This window comes from Pantoea cypripedii (assembly GCF_011395035.1).
Classification (GTDB): Bacteria; Pseudomonadota; Gammaproteobacteria; order Enterobacterales; family Enterobacteriaceae; genus Pantoea; species Pantoea cypripedii_A.
The window spans coordinates 4,075,228-4,093,594 of record NZ_CP024768.1 but is presented as its reverse complement, the minus strand read 5'-3'; the positions used below and the strand labels follow the sequence as shown (position 1 = coordinate 4,093,594).

Annotated in this window: 17 protein-coding genes, 1 pseudogene and 1 riboswitch; of the genes and pseudogenes, 6 read left to right on the top strand and 12 right to left on the bottom strand. The window is 58.3% G+C overall.

All coding sequences use genetic code 11. From position 1 onward, the window contains the following. Positions 1 to 238, top strand: a pseudogene (locus CUN67_RS30285) (integrase core domain-containing protein); the annotation flags it as partial. Positions 239 to 312: 74 nt separating this feature from the next. On the opposite strand, the gene CUN67_RS19145 reads toward CUN67_RS30285, so the two are convergent. The 6 genes from CUN67_RS19145 to CUN67_RS19120 form a co-directional block, all read right to left on the bottom strand. Continuing rightward, positions 313 to 1,827 (bottom strand): serine hydrolase domain-containing protein, encoded by a 1,515-nt coding sequence (locus CUN67_RS19145; protein ID WP_208716848.1) that lies wholly within the window; start codon positions 1,825 to 1,827, stop codon positions 313 to 315. Then, entirely contained in the window at positions 1,824 to 2,564 is a 741-nt protein-coding gene (locus CUN67_RS19140) for an ABC transporter ATP-binding protein (protein WP_208716847.1), read from the bottom strand. The genes CUN67_RS19145 and CUN67_RS19140 overlap by 4 nt, the downstream gene beginning before the upstream one ends. A gap of 144 nt (positions 2,565 to 2,708) precedes the next feature. Next, the gene (locus CUN67_RS19135; RefSeq protein ID WP_208716846.1) at positions 2,709 to 3,536 is read right to left on the bottom strand and encodes an ABC transporter ATP-binding protein; all 828 of its coding nucleotides are present in this window, start codon (positions 3,534 to 3,536) and stop codon (positions 2,709 to 2,711) included. Beyond that, positions 3,537 to 4,436, bottom strand: coding sequence for an ABC transporter permease (locus tag CUN67_RS19130; protein ID WP_208716845.1), 900 nt, complete (start codon positions 4,434 to 4,436; stop codon positions 3,537 to 3,539). Continuing rightward, positions 4,433 to 5,443, bottom strand: a complete 1,011-nt coding sequence (locus CUN67_RS19125; protein WP_208716844.1) for an ABC transporter permease — start codon at positions 5,441 to 5,443, stop codon at positions 4,433 to 4,435. The genes CUN67_RS19130 and CUN67_RS19125 overlap by 4 nt, the downstream gene beginning before the upstream one ends. Then, positions 5,443 to 7,038: an ABC transporter substrate-binding protein gene (locus CUN67_RS19120; RefSeq protein WP_208716843.1), complete on the bottom strand. Its 1,596-nt coding sequence runs from the start codon at positions 7,036 to 7,038 to the stop codon at positions 5,443 to 5,445. The genes CUN67_RS19125 and CUN67_RS19120 overlap by 1 nt, the downstream gene beginning before the upstream one ends. A 201-nt stretch (positions 7,039 to 7,239) precedes the next feature. Between CUN67_RS19120 and CUN67_RS19115 the strand changes: the two genes are divergently transcribed. After that, positions 7,240 to 8,304, top strand: a complete 1,065-nt coding sequence (locus CUN67_RS19115) for a dipeptidase (RefSeq protein ID WP_208716842.1) — start codon at positions 7,240 to 7,242, stop codon at positions 8,302 to 8,304. Between the two features lie 2 nt (positions 8,305 to 8,306). Continuing rightward, positions 8,307 to 9,221: a LysR family transcriptional regulator gene (locus CUN67_RS19110; RefSeq protein ID WP_208716841.1), complete on the top strand. Its 915-nt coding sequence runs from the start codon at positions 8,307 to 8,309 to the stop codon at positions 9,219 to 9,221. Positions 9,222 to 9,628: 407 nt separating this feature from the next. Here the strand turns inward: CUN67_RS19110 and CUN67_RS19105 are convergent, their stop codons facing one another. Next, entirely contained in the window at positions 9,629 to 10,981 is a 1,353-nt protein-coding gene (locus CUN67_RS19105; protein ID WP_208716840.1) for an MFS transporter, read from the bottom strand. A 173-nt stretch (positions 10,982 to 11,154) separates the two neighbouring features. Further along, entirely contained in the window at positions 11,155 to 12,057 is a 903-nt protein-coding gene (locus CUN67_RS19100) for a GntR family transcriptional regulator (RefSeq protein WP_208716839.1), read from the bottom strand. A 135-nt stretch (positions 12,058 to 12,192) separates the two neighbouring features. Here CUN67_RS19100 and CUN67_RS19095 point away from each other — a divergent pair, with 135 nt between their 5' ends. Then, complete coding sequence (locus tag CUN67_RS19095) at positions 12,193 to 13,221, top strand: zinc-binding alcohol dehydrogenase family protein (protein ID WP_208716838.1); 1,029 nt, start codon at positions 12,193 to 12,195, stop codon at positions 13,219 to 13,221. Positions 13,222 to 13,266: 45 nt separating this feature from the next. Here CUN67_RS19095 and CUN67_RS19090 read toward each other — a convergent pair whose 3' ends face one another. Next, a complete protein-coding gene (locus tag CUN67_RS19090; RefSeq protein WP_208716837.1) occupies positions 13,267 to 14,184 on the bottom strand; it encodes a nucleoside hydrolase in 918 nt (305 codons plus the stop codon). Positions 14,185 to 14,317: 133 nt separating this feature from the next. Further along, a riboswitch (Fluoride riboswitch) is annotated at positions 14,318 to 14,393 on the top strand. Between the two features lie 91 nt (positions 14,394 to 14,484). Between CUN67_RS19090 and crcB the strand changes: the two genes are divergently transcribed. Next, positions 14,485 to 14,862: a fluoride efflux transporter CrcB gene (gene crcB, locus CUN67_RS19085; RefSeq protein ID WP_208716836.1), complete on the top strand. Its 378-nt coding sequence runs from the start codon at positions 14,485 to 14,487 to the stop codon at positions 14,860 to 14,862. A gap of 107 nt (positions 14,863 to 14,969) precedes the next feature. Next, positions 14,970 to 15,785 (top strand): sugar phosphate isomerase/epimerase family protein, encoded by an 816-nt coding sequence (locus CUN67_RS19080; protein ID WP_208716835.1) that lies wholly within the window; start codon positions 14,970 to 14,972, stop codon positions 15,783 to 15,785. Here the strand turns inward: CUN67_RS19080 and CUN67_RS19075 are convergent. The 3 genes from CUN67_RS19075 to CUN67_RS19065 form a co-directional block, all read right to left on the bottom strand. Next, a complete protein-coding gene (locus CUN67_RS19075) occupies positions 15,782 to 16,387 on the bottom strand; it encodes an alpha/beta hydrolase (RefSeq protein WP_208716834.1) in 606 nt (201 codons plus the stop codon). The two genes, CUN67_RS19080 and CUN67_RS19075, sit on opposite strands and share 4 nt — an antisense overlap. Before the next feature lie 11 nt (positions 16,388 to 16,398). After that, positions 16,399 to 17,340 carry a glutathione S-transferase family protein gene (locus CUN67_RS19070; protein WP_208716833.1) on the bottom strand — a complete coding sequence of 314 codons (942 nt, stop codon included), beginning with the start codon at positions 17,338 to 17,340 and terminating at the stop codon, positions 16,399 to 16,401. 99 nt (positions 17,341 to 17,439) lie between these two features. Next, entirely contained in the window at positions 17,440 to 18,339 is a 900-nt protein-coding gene (locus CUN67_RS19065; RefSeq protein WP_208716832.1) for a LysR family transcriptional regulator, read from the bottom strand. Positions 18,340 to 18,367: the final 28 nt, after the last annotated feature.

Genomic DNA, 18,367 nt, shown 5'->3' with positions numbered 1-18,367 from the left:
AGCACGGCAGTGGGATGGCAAAGTGCCAGAGGTGAGCTATCCGGAAGGGTCGAAGTTGCGCCTTGTGGGAATAAAAGGAGATATCTGTCTGGGAGGAAGGCTGTTCGTGAGTGCAGCGCTGAGAGGAGAATATGTGCGGTTCGTTGAAGTGGATGACGGTCTGGACGTCATCCTCTTCGACAGGCTGATCCTGGCGTATTACGACCGGTCTGAAAGACGTATTATCCGGATAGACTGAGCACAAATGTGTTACCTATGTGCCCGGTCTGATCTGTTACCCATGTGCCCGGTCGTACCTTCATGCCGACCTGGTTAATAGCGCGTAAACGTCACCACGCGGCTGCGATTCAGCAGCAGCCGCACGCTATCGCCACTGCGCGCCAGCACAAAGCGTTTTTCCCACGGGCCATCCATCGCGGTGGCCAGTACCCGGTCACCGCCCAGCGATTGCAGCGTGGCACGAATCGCCGCCGGGCCAATCCCCATGGTCAGCGTCTCGCCCGCAATCACCATTTCGCTACGCCACTGCGCGGCAAACCAGCGCCCCTGCAGGTTGTCCAGACTGGCGTTGTCCGGCTGGACCGGCACAAAGCGGCGTGGCGCATGGCCGATCTCCCCGACAATCGCTTCACCTTCATGACGTAACTGCATCGGGAAAGTGCTGGAAAGCGACACCGCATCGCCATGACGTTCATCGCGCCACAGGGTTTCGCCCGCGCCCAGCCAGGTGGCGGTGACGCCTTTGATCTCCAGCCAGTCGGCGGCATCCGGTGCCACATAGAAACCCGGCGTCAGATCGTGGCCTTTTTCCGGTAATGTGCGGCCCAGCGCCGCAGCCAGAATGCGCAGGGCGCTTTCCGAGGTGGTGACGTCCTCGCGGTTCGCCACCAGCGCCACACCGATTTTCAGTTCCGGGTGCAGCAGGAAATAGCTTTTGTAGCCAGCATGGGAACCGCCGTGACCAAACAGGGTCTGGCTGCCGAGGGTGGAGCTGGTCAGGCCGAGGCCGTAGCCGCTGGTACGCCCATCGTTGAGATTGCGTGGTGCGCTCAGCCGTTGCAGTACCCCTGCGCCCGGCCCGCTACCCGCCAGCAGGCTTTGCAGCCAGCGCGTCAGATGGCGCAGGCTGCCGGTGACACTGCCGGAGGCCGACAGATGCAGACCGGCGCTGGACAGCTGCCATTGCTCGCCATTGTTCCAGTAACCCGGCACCAGGCCTGGCACGATATCGAACCAGCTTTCAGGTGCGGTCAGATTGATATCCAGCGGTTCACAAACATATTGTTGCAGCAAATCGTTGAACAGCACCCCTTTGGCTTTCAGCGCTTCTTCCACCAGCCGGTAACCGGTGTTGGTGTAAGAAATCTCGCTGCCCGGCGGGTAACTGAGGTCGCCTTCGCGCGCCAGGAAATCGAGCAAATCGGCGGCGGTGGTGGCGTTGTACACCGATAAGCCCAGCAGCGACAGGGTTTCGCGCACATCCGGCAGTCCGCTGCTCATATCCAGCGCCTGGCCGACGGTGACGGCACCATTGGCCCCGGTCAGCTGCGGCAGATGCTGGTCGAGTCGGTCATCCAGTTGCAGGTAACGGCGGCCAGGGCCGGTGACCAGCGCCGCGAACAGATGTTTGGTGATGGATGCAAAGCGCACCACGCTATCAATGCTGAACGGCGTTTGCTGGGCCAGATCCGCCAGCCCGGCGCAATGCGCGGAGTGAATATGGTGGGCATCAAACAGTACGATGGCACCGCCCGGCGCACCGGGTTGCTGCCAGCTTTGAACGATCGATTCTGCAATGTCTGCGGCCTGTTGCCAGTGGGCTGTCATGCCGGTTCCTCCAGCGTCATGCTGAGATCAAAAAGTTGCGCGGTGTGCGGATGCTGGATGCGCCGGGCGCGCAGGTCATCCGCGCTCAGCTGCTCCACCATCTCGCCATGCTGCATCACGCCAATACGCTGACACAGGTGCGTCACCACCGCGAGGTTGTGTGTCACCATAATGTAGGTCAGTTTGCGTTCACTGCGAAGATCGCTAAGTAAATTAAGGATTTCCGCCTGCACCGAAACATCCAGCGCCGAGGTCGGTTCATCCAGCAGCAGCACTTCCGGCTCGGCAATCAGCGCCCGGGCAATGGCGACGCGCTGGCGCTGCCCGCCGGAAAGCTGGTGGGGATAACGGAAACGCACCGCCGCAGGCAGACCGACTTCGTTCAGCGCCTGGCTGATGCGCTGCTCGGCGCGATCGAGCCGATGTACCAGCAGCGGTTCGTGCAGGATGCGGTCAATGGTCTGGCGTGGATGCAGCGAACCGAACGGGTCCTGAAACACCATCTGCACCTGACGATAAAAAGCGCGGCTGCGTTTGGCGCTCAGCGCCTGACCGCCGAAGATCATGCTGCCCTGCCAGTCCTGATTGAGTCCGGCGAGGGCGCGCAGAATGGTGGATTTACCGGAGCCGCTTTCACCAACCAGGCCAAAGCTCTCGCCATTGCCGACCGCAAAGCTGACGTCTTTCACCACCGTGTGCGCACCAAAGGCGATGCGCAGATTATCGATTTGAATCATGTTGTTGCCTGCTTTTGAACCACCGCTCCGGATGCGCGATAAATCGCGCCGCTACAACGTGGTGCGGTGGTCAGTAATATCGTATTTACATTACGCACATACCGTAGCGGCGCGATTTATCGCGCAATACCCGGTTATGCACAATTAATCCCGCCACGCCGCGTCACGTTGCAACACCGGCAGACGCTCACGCGGGTGGCGCAGCGATGGCAGACAGGCCAGCAGGCCGCGGGTATAGGGATGCTGCGCCTGTTGCAGCTGCCCGGCTTCCAGCAGCTCGACGATACGCCCGGCATACATCACCGCCACGCGATCGCAGAAATGCGATACCAGCGGCAGATCGTGGCTGATCAGGATCAACCCCATGCCGCGCGCGGAAACCAGATCGTCAATCAGCCGCAGGATCTCCGCCTGTACCGTGGCATCCAGCGCGCTGGTGGGTTCATCGGCGATTAGCAGTTCCGGGTCTGGTGCCAGCATCATGGCAATCATCACGCGCTGGCCCATGCCACCGGATACCTCGTGTGGATAGCGCTTCGCCACCACGGCGGGATCGCGGATTTTCACCTGCTCCAGCAGGTCAATCGCCGCCTGCATCGCTGCTTTTTTGCTGCCGCCCTTATGCTCGCGCCAGGCTTCGGCAATCTGCTGGCCGATGGGCATCACCGGATTGAGCGAATACTTCGGGTCCTGCAAGATAAAACCGACGCGCTTGCCGCGAATCTGCCGCAGCACTTTCTCGCTGGCACCGCGCAGGTCGATACCGTCAAAGCGCAGCACATCCGCTGTCACCTCGGCATTGCCCGGCAGCAGCTGCATCAGGCTGCGCGCCGTCAGGGATTTGCCGGAGCCACTTTCGCCGACGATGGCAAACTTCTCGCGTCCCACGCTAAAGCTGACGCCGCGTACTGCTTCAAAGGTTTCTGTGCGATTGCGAAAGGCAATGCGCAGGTTGTCAATTTCCACCAGCATTTAGCGCTCCTTCGGGTCCAGCACGTCGCGCAGACCGTCGCCAAGAAAGTTAAACGCCAGCGACGTCAGGAAAATCGCGATACACGGCATCAGCGGCACCCACCATTGGCTGAACAGAAAACGACGGGCGGTGGCGATCATCGTGCCCCATTCCGGCGAGGGCGGCTGCGCCCCCATGCCGAGAAAGCCGAGACTGGCGGCAGTGATGATGATGGCGCTCATGTCGAGAGTGACGCGCACAATCAGACTGGGCACGCACAGCGGCATGATATGACGCAGGATAATGCGCAGCGGTGACGCACCGGTCAGGCGGCTGGCAGCGATAAAATCGCTGTGGCGGAATTGCAGGGTCTCGGCACGTGCCAGACGCGCATACGGCGGCCAGGCAGTAAGGGCGATCGCCAGTACCGCGCTCTCCACGCCTGGCTTCAGGGCGGCCACAAACGCTAGTGCCAGAATCAGACGCGGAAAGGCGAGGAAGATATCGGTCAGACGCATCAGCGCCTTATCGACAATCCCACCGGCATAACCGGCGATACAGCCAATCAGCAGACCGAGCGGAGCCGTCAACACCACCACGGCAATCACCATGCCGAGCGTGGTGCGTCCGCCATAGATAATGCGCGTCCAGACATCGCGTCCCAGCTCATCGGTACCGAGCCAGTGCGCCATCGATGGCAGGGCCAGACGGTTATCGAGATGCTGGGTGCCGGGATCGAACGGCGTCAGCAGCGGAGCAAACAGCGCCAGCAGCAGCATCAGTAAAATTACCAGCAGACCCGCCATCGCCAGCGGGTTACTGCGCAGGCTAAGCCACAGGCGATAACGACGGCCCCACACCGCCTGACGGCGGTTGGCCGGGGTGTCATCCAGCAGCCAGTCACGAGAGAAAAAGATCATTTTACGCGCGGGTCCCAAAGTCGATAGAGAATGTCAGCCAGCAGATTGAGCAGCACATACACGGTGCCCACCAGAAGGGTCGAGCCGACCACCGGGTTCATATCGGCGTTCATTAGCGAGGTGGTGAGATACTGCCCAAGGCCCGGCCAGGCAAAGACGTTTTCCGTCACCACCGCGCCTTCCAGCAATCCGGCGTAGGTCAGCGCCAGTACCGTCACCAATTGCACCGCCACAGTGGGAAAAGCATGTCGCCAAATCACGCGGCGCGAAGACAAACCTTTGGCGCGCGCGGTGATGACAAACTCGCCGCTCAGGGCGTTGAGCATAAAGGTGCGCGTCATACGCGTGATGTAAGCCATGCTGAAATAGGCGAGGATCAATACCGGTTGCACCATATGCGCCAGCGCATCGCGGAAGGCGTCATATTCCCCCGCCAGCAGGGAATCAATGGTGAGGAAGCCGGTGACCTGCGGCACCATATCCTGCCAGATGATGTCCTGCCGCCCCGGCCCCGGCGCAATGCCCAGCACCGCGTAGAACACCAGCAGGCTCAGCAGCGCCAGCACGAACACCGGCAGCGAATGACCGGCGAGGCAAATCACGCGGATGGTCTGATCCACCCAGCTGCTCTGGCGCACCGCCGCCCAGACGCCAAGGGGAATGCCGATCAGCGCGGCGATAATAATCGCGGCGGTCGCCAGCTCCATGGTGGCAGGGAAGAAACGGGCGATATCGGTGGTGACCGGGTTGGAGGTCAGAATCGATTTGCCGAGATCGCCATGTAACAGCTGATTGAGGTAATGACCAAACTGGATGTAAAGGGGCTGATCCAGCCCCATCTCCGCACGCACGCGCTCCACCACCGACTGAGGTGCGTTATCACCGACCGCTGCCAGCACCGGATCGGTGGGCATCACGCGGCCAATGAAAAAGGTCAAAACCGACAGGCCAAACAGCGTCAGCACCAGGCTGCTCAGGGTGCTGACGATTTTCTTCAGTAACGGCATCAGGCTTTTTTCACCTGGTCATACGGCCACTGTTCCAGCACCGTCATGTGGACATCACTGATATTTTTGGTACAGGCAATGTTGCGCGTTCGCTGCATCATGTAGATAAACGGACTCTTCTCGCGTCCCAGTTGCTGAATCTGGTGATACAGGGCGATACGTTTGGCCGCGTCGGGTTCGTGCAGCGCCTGCTCGGTCAGCTTGTTGAACTCATCGTCAGACCAGCTGCAACGCCAGGCCAGGGTGCGGTTGCGTGCGTTGTCGCTGTTGTCGGTGTTGACGCAGAACGCTTCGGTGTTGGAATTGGGATCGAAATAATCCGCGCCCCACACGGTAAGGGCCAGCTGATGCTGACGGGCGCGCATCTTGGTCAGTACCTGGCGGTTTTCGGCGGCGATCAGCGACACTTTGATGCCAATCGCACCCAGCTGGGTCTGAATCGCCTGGGCGATATCCGGGTACGGCTGCACCGAGTAGTGATCAAGGGTGATTTCGAAACCATCCGGATAACCTGCTTCCGCCAGCAGCGCTTTGGCTTTGCTGAGATCTTTATGGAACGGGGTATCGTCCAGCGCTGCCGGGAAGCCACTTGGCAGGAAACTTTGGTGGGTGGTAAAACTCATCGACAGAATGTTTTTCTGGATGCTGTCATAATCCAGCGCCCATTTCAGCGCCTGCCACACCTGCGGCTTTTTCAGGTATTGGTTATTGGTGTTGCACGACATCAGCATAATCGCCGAGAGCGACTGATTGACCAGCGTCACTTTCGGGTCGTTTTTCACCTGCAACAATTGTTCGGTGGTCAGGTCATAGGCCGCATCCACATCACCTTTTTGCACCATCAGCGCCTGCGCTGCCGGGTCGGCGATATGTTTCAGGATCACGCGTTTGATTTTGGTCTCGCCAGTAAACTGCGGGCTGAGTTCCAGAATCACCGTTTCGCTGGCGTTCCAGGTGCGCAGGGTAAAGGCACCGGAACCGGCGCTGTGCTGTTTCAGCCAGCCGTTGCCGAAGTCATTGTTTTGCTGGTTCGCCAGACAGGCTTTCTTCGACACGATGCTGCCGACGGTGGCCGACAGGCAATACAACAGGAACGTCTCGGCGGCCGGCGCACCCAGTTTCATCTCCACGGTGTGGGTATCTTTCGCCGTCACCAACTGGGTGACGTTGTCTTTGGTGAAGCCAAACTGGTTGATAATAAATGCCGGGCTTTTATCCAGTTTTACGATACGTTCGATGGAGAAGGCGACATCTTCGGCGGTCACCGGTGAGCCATCGGCAAATTTTGCCGCCGGATCGAGATGGAAGGTGTAAACGCTATTGTCGCTGCTGGCATCCCAGCTTTTTGCCAGCGAGCCAATCACTTTGTCGGCCTGCTGCGGATCGGGCATCACCAGCTTCTGATAGAGGTTGCCGCAGATCTGGCCGCCGATGGCTTCAAAACTTTCGTGCGGATCGAGGCTGGTAATGTTGTCCAGCTGCATGGCCATGACCAGCATGCTGGGCGGGGTGGCACCGAAGGCAGAATTGAGGCTGAGATACGAAAGGAACGGTACGGCGGTGCATCCTGCAAGAAAACGTCTTCTGGTAACCATGCAAACTCCCAACTTGTTGATTATTAAAATAAAATATTCTATTTTTGCTGTTTTTTGTCTTGACTTTCCCGCCTGGCAGGGGGATTAATAACAGGCATTAAGCCTTTTGTTTCACGCCCAGGCGCTTGCCTTATTTTGGTGCATTTTGCTCCGCCAGCTGGCAGCGCTTGCGCTTTCTCCTGCACATGAAACGGGTACAACATGTCTGACTTGCGTAACGCCAACCGACTTTCCATCCCGGTTTTTGATGGTCATAACGATGTCCTGAACAAACTGTGGCAACACCATCAGCCTGACGCGGTAAATGCTTTCCTGAATGGCACCGAATCGGGGCAGATGGATTTTCCCCGCATCCGCCAGGGAAATATGGTAGGTGGGATTTTTGCCACCTGGGTGCCATCACACCCGCTAGTTGCAAGAAGTGCGCCAGACCTCTCAGAATTTCCTGAAGAAATTATTGGCACTGCGCGCGATGCCACCTTTTCCATGCTGGCGTTGTTACTGCGTATTGAGCAGGCGTCGCAGGGGCAGGTGAAGATTTGTCGCAGCGTGCGTGAGATTCGTCAGTGCATGGCCAACAACGTGCTGGCCGTGGTGATGCATATTGAAGGGGCGGAAGCGCTGGATACCCACGGCGAGCTGCTGGATATTCTTTACGCCAGCGGGTTGCGCACCCTCGGCCCACTGTGGAGCCGTCCTAATCAGTTTGGCGATGGGGTGCCGTTCCGCTATCCCTCTTCGCCAGATATTGGCAACGGCCTGACGGCGGCGGGCAAGCAGCTGGTGCGCGACTGTAATCAGCGCCGCATCATGGTTGACCTGTCGCACATGGATGAAAAAGGGTTCTGGCATACCGCCGAAATCAGCGATGCGCCGCTGGTGGCGAGCCACTCCAATGCTCATGTGTTAAGCGCCCAGTCACGTAACCTCACCGATCGTCAGCTGGCGGCCATCGCTGAAACCCAGGGGTTTGTGGGGGTTAACTTTGCGGTGCCGTTCCTGCGTGAAGATGGCGATCGCCATGCCCCGACCACGGTCGATGCCATCGTGCGTCATGTGGAGTATCTGCTGGAAAAAGTGGGTGAGGACGGAGTCGGTTTTGGTTCCGACCTCGATGGTGCAACCATGCCGGGCGATATGAAAGATGTGGCGGGTTTCCCGCTGCTGGTGGATGCCCTGGCGGCGCGAGGCTATTCGCAGGCGTTGCTGGAGAAAATTTGTTACGGCAACTGGCTGCGGGTACTCGAAGCGACCTGGGGTGAATAATCATGCGATTGCGACATATTGAGGTGTTTCAGGCGATAGTGCAGAGCGGCAGCATCAGCGGTGCCGCGCGCCTGCTCAATGTCTCGCAGCCGAATGTCAGCCGGGTGCTGAATCACGCCGAGCAACAACTCGGTTTTGCGCTGTTCGAGCGGCGGGCGCAGGGAATGATTGTCACGGCGGAGGGGCGGCGTCTGCTGCCGGAAGTGGAGGAGCTGTATCAAAGGTTGCAGGCGATTACGCAACTGACGGAGCAGCTGCGCCGTGGCGAGGGACAGACGGTACGCGTGGGAGCGGCTCATGCGTTTGGTCAGATGGTGCTGGCTCCGGCGCTGGTGACCTGGCGACAGCAGGCCGCATCGGTCAGCGTGGAACTGGTTACCGAACATTTCAGCACCCTGTGCCGTAGCATTCTCGAAAATCAGCTCGATTTCGCGCTGGTATTTGGTCAGCAGGTGGATGCCAACCTGCTGGCCGAGCCGCTGTTTCAATCCTCGATGGTGGCGTTGCTGCCACGGGATCACACCCACAACGAACCGGTCACGCTCGAATGGCTGTGTGCCAATAATCTGCTGATGATGCAAAGCCAGGACCCGCTGGGACGGGTGCTGCACCGGGCGCTGCGCGATAAGGGGCTGACACCGGCGGTATCGCTGTCGATCAAAACGTATTCCGTGATTGCCGATATGGTGCTGGCGGGCGGCGGCGTGGGGGTGGTGGATCTGTTCACTGCCTGTCGCTATGCCGACCAACTCAAGCTGCTGCCCGTGGCGCAGCCGTTGCCGTTTGAGGTGATGCTGATCAGCCGCCGCGACCGCCCGCAGTCACAATCCACCCTGCAACTGAAACAGGTGATTCGTGATAAGTTGTGGGAGATTGCACGGCAGTGCGAGTCGAGGTTTTTTACGGTGAAACCGTAGGGGGCGTTTCGTTCGCTACGAGGTTATTTCGTTCGCCACAGACTGAGGCAGTTTCAGTTCGCCGGTGCGGCGACCGAGCAAAGGGCGCCCTGGGCCGCGCCCTTTGCATTCCCTGGCCCTGCGCCGCCTTCCTCGCCGCTTCGCGGTGCCTTCGCTTACTCACGCTTCCGACGGACCGGCGTCGATTCGCTCCTGCTCAACGCCGCCTTTCGCCGCATCCATGCGGCTCATCCTGGAATCGTTCCCTCGCTCAGCGAGTTCGGATGGCGCTCCAGCCCCGCTGCACGACTTTTGCTTTCCGTTGATTTATCCATTGCTTTTTTGCGCGATTAATCTGCACGCTGTCGTAGCGGCGCGATTTATCGCGCAATTCAGATAGCACGGGGGCTTACGGACAGAACCTAAAATCATACCCCATCGGTAATCGGCTTACGCACCAGCAGCAGATACGCCAGCGCCCCCACTACCGTCACACCGGCACAAATCATCAGCGCCAGGCTGAAAGATTTCGTGGTATCCAGCACCCAGCCGGTGATCACCGGAGCAAACGAAGCAAACACAAAGCTGGCAAAGTTCTGGATACTGCCGACCGAAGCGGTCATACGGGCGGTAACGTTAGCGTGAATCAAACCCCAGCAGGATGTACCGGCAAAATGGATACAAAACAGCGCCATGCCGATTAACGTTACCGCACTGGTGGTGTCGGTAGCGCGGGTCACGAAGGCGGTGAATGCCGCAGACAGCAACATGCCGCAGACAATACTCACTTTACGCACCTTCACCGCGTCCATACCACGACGTACCAGCGCATCCACCACATAACCGTTCAGCAGCATACCCGCCGCACCGAACAGGAACGGAATCGCCGCCAGTAAACCGGTGCTTTTCAGGTCGAGGTTATAGGTGGATTGCAGGTAACCCGGCAACCAGGCGATATACAGCCACGCAGTGTAGTTGATGCCGCTGAAACCAATCATCATGCCCCACATGGTGCGCTGCTTAAACAGCCCGCGCCACTCGGCAAAGCTGATCGGTTCTTTACGTGACGCGACGCTGCCCGCCTGCAAATAGTGGATCTCTTCTGCGCTCAGCTTGCTGTTGTCACGGTTGCGATAAGCCAGATACCAGCCGATGGCGAGGAACATACCCAGCACACCGATAGTGACAAACATGCCACGCCAGCCCAGCACCAGCATCATTGCCGCCAGAATCGGCGGGGCGATAGACAGGCCAATCATCGACGCGGCGTTAAACATCCCCATCGGCATGCCGCGATCTTTAATGTTGAACCAGTCGTTAATCACCTTCACGCCGCACGGGTTCATCGGCGCTTCGCCAATGCCGAGGCCGATGCGCACCAGGATAAACTGGGTAAAGTTATGCACCATCCCCGCTGCCGCCTGGAACAGCGACCAGAAGAACATCCCCAGTGCCAGCATGATGCGTGGACCTTTGCGATCCAGCAGCGCACCACACGGCAGCTGCGCCAGACCGTAAGCCAGCGAAAACGCCGACAGCAGCACGCCAATCTCGGTGGCTGACAGACCCAGCTCACCGCGAATGGTCATATTGGCCACCGACAGCGAACTGCGGTCGAGATAGTTAATGACGGCGGCAAACAGCAGCAACAACATCGCTGTCACCTGAATCTTTTTGATGCGCGGTGAGCGCACCACATCGCCACGAGCGGGGACGAAATCACGTCTATCTGCGGCTGGGGCTGGCGCTGTCTCGCGACCACGCGCTGATGTATTTTCCATTGCAACCTCCCGGAGCTGGGTACTTATCGTTATCAGGCAGTGTGGGATTCTGTGGTCGCCAACTGATGCGACCTCAACAGATGGGTCCGAGACTAGAAGCAAAGGTGACAGGATGTTGCAAAGATGTTTCTGATTCGTGCGGGAGATAATGCTTTGTGGTTTTTAATCGGTTTTTAATTGTACTGACGGATTGAACGGATCATCGAGCTTTTCGCGGTGCCAAGGTGGGCGTGCAGGGCGCACAGGGCTTCCACATCCTGGCGGCTAATCAGCGCGGTGAGAATCGCCATATGTTCTTCGAGAGCCACAATGTTTCGCTGTTTCAGATCGCTTTCATCCCATTGATAATGCGAGTGAAAAATCACTGAGATAATCTCCAGTGACTGATTGAAAAACGGGTTATTAGCGGCGGAGAGGATCAGCGAATGCATCTCCTTATCCAGTGCAGCGAAGCGGCGATAATCGCTGGCGATGGTGTCACGCATCGCACGATGGCGGTCAAGTAAATCGCGCGCCTGAATCCAGCGCTCGTCATGCGACGCCAGATTGAGAAAGCGGTTCAGCGCGTGGGTTTCTAACATTTCCCGCAGTTCAAACAGTTTTTCCGCGTAATCCTGATCGAACTTCTTCATGCGCCACTGGCCGCGTTTTACCGGCTCCAGCAGGTTATAGCGCATAAACCGCAACAGAAATTCCCGCACCACCACCGGGCTGACTTTCACCCGCTGCGCCAGTTGCAACTCGGTAAAGGTATCGCCGGGCATCAGCAGCCGCTGGTTGATCAGATTAAAAAACGTCTGCTCAAATTGCGCTGCCTGTTGCTCGATGGGCGGAGTGAGGGCATTGAAACCGTCTTCGTCGCCGGGATCACGCACGATGACGTAAGTCTCATCCACCTTTTCCAGCACACCCCGTTGATGCAGGTAATGCAGGGTATGGCGCACCGTGGTGCGGCTGATATTGAACATTTCCGCCAGCGCCGCCTGCGGTGGTAAGGGCGAACGAATATGGCGCTGGGCAATGCCTTCCAGCATTTGGTTGATCACGTTCTGGCGCAGATTCTGGCTTCGGCTCATGGCAGGCTCCGGTTTTTTATTTATTAAAAACCATCGAAAGCCCAAAAAAATCGTGTTGCTTCACACTTCCGTGCGCGCAACAAGCCGTTAACATCGATTTTCGCCATAACTGCGACATCAGCACAGGAGAAACCTATGACAAGCATGAAAACCCTGGTGGTAATGGAACCCCGTAGCATGGTGTGGCAGCAGCGTCCCAGACCCACCCCCGCAGCACACGAGGTCCTGATCAAACCCATTACCGCCGGGATTTGCGGCACCGATATTCACGCCTGGGCGGGTAATCAGCCGTTCTTTAGCTATCCGCGCGTGCTTGGCCATGAGCTGTGTGGCGAAGTGGTGGCTCTGGGCAGTGGGGCCAGCGGTTTTACCCCCGGACAGCGTGTGGCGCTGATCCCTTATGTTTCCTGTCAGCAGTGCGATGCCTGCCAGAGCGGCAAAACTAACTGCTGTGAAAACATCTCGGTGATTGGCGTGCATCAGGATGGCGGCTTCTGTGAATTTCTGAGCGTGCCGCAAAACAACTTACTGGCGGTGGATGATGTGGCGGTGGAAGCGGCAGCGTTGATTGAACCTTTTGCCATCAGCGCCCACGCGGTGCGTCGTGCGGCAGTGGCGGCAGATGAACAGGTGCTGGTGGTTGGAGCCGGGCCGATTGGTCTCGGGGTTGCCGCCATCGCCGCCGCTGCGGGGGCACAGGTGGTGGTCGCCGATACCAGCGAGCAACGTCGGGCGCATGTCACGCAACATCTTAATCTGACCACCATCAACCCGCTGGACGCAGATTTCGACGCCAGCCTGCGCGCGCAGTTTGGTGGCCGACTGGCGGCAAAGGTGATTGACGCCACCGGCAGCCCGGCGGCGATGAACGGTGCGGTGAAACTGATTCGTCACGGTGGCACCATCGTGTATGTCGGCCTGCACAAAGGCGATTTGGTGATCCCGGATACCGAGTTCCACAAAAAGGAAACCACGCTGATGGGCAGCCGTAACGCCACACGCGAAGATTTCGATAAAGTGCGCGAACTGATGGCAACCGGTCAGCTACGTGCCGACATGATGCTCAATCGTCATTACGATTTCTCCACCCTGGCGGAAACCTTTGAACCTGACGTGATCAACAACCGCGAGTTAATCAAAGGCGTTATCCACTTCGCGCGTTAAGCCAGGTCGGCATAAAGGTACAAACCGGGCACCTGGGATCCGGGATTATGCCTGCAAGGTGGCGAAAAAATGCTGGCGCACCGCGTCAGCTTCTACCCCCAGACACAGGCGCTGCGCGCGCAATCCGGCGAAAGGATCGTGGCGTGAGGCGAGGGCGTTCAGGCGACGCAACGTCTGGCCGCTGCTGATGCCCTCGGTCACCACCCGTACCGGTGCTTCCGTCAGGTGGAAAGCATGCGGCAACGCCAGCCAGGAAAGGGTCAGCGTGTCGTGCAGCGCCATACCATCAAATCCTTCTTTCTCCAGGCTATACGCCAGATACGGTCGGCAGATGGCGCTCAGTACCGGCTGATTAAGCTGGTGCACTTCTGCGCCGGTAATCAACACCTTATGGGTGACATCCAGCGGCACCATCACCACTGGCAGCTTTGACGCCAGCACCTGATCAGCGGCATGTGGGTCTTTCCAGATATTAAATTCCGCGAAAGGCGTCACGTTACCGCTGTGACCGTCGGTGCCAAAAGCGCCACCCATAATCACCAGTTCTTTCACCAGCGGAATAATATCCGGGGCCTGGTTAATCGCGCAGGCGATGTTGGTCAGCGGGCCAATCGCCACCAGGGTGATGGCGTGAGGACGGGCGCGCACGCTATCGATGATGAACTGCACCGCGCTGGGGGCCTGGTCGCTATGGTTATTGGTAAAGGCATCCCCCAGACCATCTTCACCATGCAGACGCGCCGGTGCCGATGGGGCCAGCGCCAGCGGACGTGAGCAGCCGCGATAAACCGGTGCATCAATCCCCATTTTCTCGCAAAACAGCCGGGCATTTTTTACCGCCTGGCCGACCGCCACATTGCCAAACACCGTGGTGATGCCCAGCAAATGCTGGGTGCGCGCGGCATAGGCCAGCGCAAAGGCGTCATCCACGCCGATATCAGTATCAAAAATCAGGCTGCGCATTGGGATCTCCCGTTCGTTTCTGGCAAGGTAAAACAAAAATGGGTGATTGCGAAGGCGCTATTTACGTGGCGTTTTATCTAACACCTTGTTGCCGGTCACATATTGTCTGCCAGCAACAGCCAGCGTATTATCATCCGCCTAAGGTGATGGCGTGCCACCTTTCCCAACCGCCGTTCTGGTAACAGACGGCTGATGACGCCTGACAACACTCGTATCCCTGCGCGGGAGACGGCGGTGTGTCAGGCGTTTTTCTGTCCTGCCGCGGCCCTGCGCGTTCCACATCTCAGGAGCTTCATAAATATGTTTAAGTCGTTGTTGGCAGTTATGCTCGGCGGTGCCGTTGGTTGTTCATTACGCTGGCTGATCTCGCTTCGTTTTAATACTTTGTTCCCGAATCTGCCGCCTGGCACCCTGCTGGTTAACCTGGCGGGTGGATTTATCATTGGCGCAGCGATGGCGTATTTTATCCGCAACCCACATCTCGACCCGACATGGAAGCTGCTGATTGTTACCGGCCTGTGCGGCGGCCTGACCACGTTTTCAACCTTCTCAGCAGAGATTGTGGTGCTGCTGCAAAGCGGTAAATACCTGTGGGCGATGTCGAGTGTGATGGTGCATGTGATCGGCTCCCTGTTGATGACCTTCGCCGGTTTCGCCGTCGTCAATCTGCTGGGATAAACGGGACGCTTGAAATAACCATTAAGAGGTAGATACTGGTCAGAGTTCTGTGCGCGTGACGCACAGAATTTGTCACCGATTTATCCGGACGATTAAGGAGCCCGTTGATGAGTAGTCACCCCAAATTCCTTAACCTGGTGTTGTTAAACGGTGAGCCAGAACAGAAATTGCGCGCGGCGCGTGCGGCTGGCTTTGATCAGGTTGAAATCTGGCGTGAAGATGTACAGGCCAGCGCGCAGGGGACGCTGGCGCTGGCGCAATTGGCCGCAGAGCAGCAACTCCGGTTTACCAATTTGCAGGTATTACGCGATTTCACCGGTGCACCGGATCGCGAACGCCAGCAAAAGCGCGAAGAATTGCGTCAGTTTATTCAGATTGCCCAGGCCCTGGGCTGCGACACCATTCAGGCTCCGGCCACCACGCGGGAAGATTGTCTGGCTGAGCGTATTGATGAAGATCTGCGCTGGATGGCCTCGGAAGCGGCACGTCACAAGATGCGCATCATGTATGAGCCGATGGCGTGGTGCAGTGTCGATAACACCCTGCCGCTGGCGTGGGAACGGCTGCAACGGCTGGATCAACCCAATATCGGCCTGGTGGTCGATTTGTTCCACATCTGCGCCCTGGGGGGCGACGCTGCCCAGCTCGATGGTATCCCCGCCGATCGCATCTATGAAGTTCAGCTGTGTGATATGGCGGCGCTGCCGCCGCCGAATAAAGACGCCATTATCGATATGGCACGCCACCAGCGTTTACTGCCTGGCGACGGTATCATCGAGGTGGAGCGTTTTGTCGATAAGTTGAAAAGCGCAGGCTATAACGGCCCGGTCGGCATTGAAGTGTTTAACGATACGCTAAAAGCGCAGCCACCGGGCGTGGCTGCACAACAGGCCTGGGCAGCGCTGAATCGCTACTGGCCTTAATCCTGCAGGCATTGGGCGATAAACGCAGCTGCTTCCATCGCGCCCTGTGACGAAATGGTATGGCCGGTGGTCGGTTCGAAGCGGGTTTCGATTGTCACCCCTGCGGAGCGCAGGCGCTGTGCGGCAGATTCGCTTTCGGTCCACGGAATCACGCCGTCAGCATGGCCGTGGATCAGCAGGGCTGGCGTCTGCGGCTGCGGCGTTAACGCGCCATCGAACGCCAGGCGGCCAGAAAATGCCACCACGCCCGCCAGCGGATGACGGCCTGATGCCAGCGCATCGAGTGCCATGATCGAACCCTGCGAGAATCCCACCAGAATCACTTTATCCCAGGCATCGGTAAACCCATGCTGCGCCATCAGCGGTTGCAGCGTGGCATCAAACGCGGCCCGTGCTTCGCGCACTCGCGCCGGACGATTTTCCGTGGTAACGCCGTTCAGGCTGAACCACTGATAACCCATTCCGTGTTCGAACGGCATCGGGGCATTCGGCGAGGCGAACGCCACATCCGGTAACACGCTGGCCCAGTGCTGGCCAAGTCCCGCCAGGTCAGCACCATTGCTGCCAACGCCGTGGAGAAAAATCACTAACGCTTTTGCCATCTTGCGGCTCCTTAAAAACCGTATTCCGCCATATCCGGGCCAGCCGGCACAATACCATTCGGATTCAGTGCCTTGATTGAATAGTAACCCTGTTTGATATGGTCGATATTCACTGTCTGACGCACGCCTGAAACCGCCAGCATACTCTTCAGGTAACGATTGAGCTGTGGATAGTCGCGCAGGCGACGCAGGTTGCATTTGAACAGCCCGTGGTAGGCGGCGTCAAAACGGATCAGCGTGACAAACAGGCGGATATCCGCTTCCGTCAGCTGCTCGCCCAGCAGGAAGGTACGCCCGTCGCTCAGCCGTTCTTCCAGCTCATCCAGCTGGCTGAAGACATCATGAAACGCCTGTTGGTAGCTGATTTGCGTGGTGGCGAACCCCGTGCGATAAACGCCGTTATTCAGACGTGGATAGATCGATTCGTTCAGGGCGTCGATCTCGCTTTGCAGATCCGCCGGATAAAGATCGATGCTGTTATCGGCCAGGGATCCAAAGCCGCTGTTCAGCATACGCAGAATATCGGCGGATTCATTATTCACGATGGTCTGCGTCTTTTTATCCCACAGCACCGGTACGGTGGCGCGGCCAGTGAAATCGGCAGCGGCGCGGGTATAGAGTTCGTGCAGATATTCGGCGTTGTTCAGGGTATCGCGGTTGGCACCGGGATAATCGCCGAAATGCCAACCCTGCTCACCGAGCTGCGGTTCCACCACCGAGACGCTAATCACCTGCTCCAGCCCTTTCAGGCTGCGGGCAATCAGGGTGCGTGAGGCCCACGGACAAATCAACGCCACATACAGATGGTAGCGATCTGGCTCAGCGGCAAACCCGGTCGAGCCATCGCTGCTGATCCAGTGACGAAAACTGGATGTCTGACGGACAAAGCCGCCCTGTTTATCGGTGGCCTGAACCGGGTGCCACTCTGCGCTCCACTTACCGTTTACCAACATCGCTCTGCTCCTCTGTGGTGATGCTGGTTAGCTTACTCTCTGAGCGGATGGGTGATAATCCGGGCAAACTGGCTTTGATTACTTCCATATTGGAAGGAATCAGCCCGGTGGATGATGGCGGAAATGATCGGCCAGGAAGTCGATCAACAGGCGGATTTTCTGCGCCAGATGGCGGGCGGACGGGTAAAGGGCAAACAGGCCGAGCGGTGGAATGGCGAAAGCATCCAGCAGCGAGACGATCTCACCACGTTGTAATGCGGGCGCAGCGATAAAACCCGGCAGGCGCGCAATGCCCAGCCCGGCCAGCGCGGCCTGCATACAGGCTTCGGTATTGGAAAAACACAGCCGTCCGCGAATCGGCATATTGACGCTATCACCGCACGGCGTGACGAACGGCCAGTGCCAGGGATCGCGGAAATTGGTGTCGCTGATGCATTGATGGGCCGCCAGATCGCGCCAGTGCTGCGGCGTGCCATGCTGTTGCAGATAGCCGGGTGAAGCCGCTATGCGTACCGGCACATCACCGAGGCGACGGGCAATCAGGCTGCTGTCGTCCAGCTTACCGATGCGAATCGCCATATCGAACCCTTCATCGACGATATTCACGGCACGATCGGAGAAGTTCACATCCAGTTCAATCAACGGGTAGGTTCGGGCAAACTCCACCAGTACGCTGGCGAGCACGGCGGTGCCAAAGGTGCCTGGCGCACTGATTTTCAGGCGACCAGTTGGGGTGGTGGCGCTTTCACGCACCGTAGCATCCAGCGTATCAAAGGCTTCCAGCAGGCTTTTCACCCGTTCGTAATAGGCCCGGCCCACTTCGGTGGGAGACAACGCACGCGTGCTGCGTTTGAACAGCTGCACGCCAAGCTCCTGCTCCAGTCTGGAAACCAGCTTCGAGGCCTGGCCGCTGCTGGTACCGAGCCGTGCGGCGGCACCGGCGAAACTGCCCACTTCCAGCACGGCAACAAACATGCGGTCACAATCAAGACGATCCATGGCGCTTCCTGACGACATAAAGAGCCTG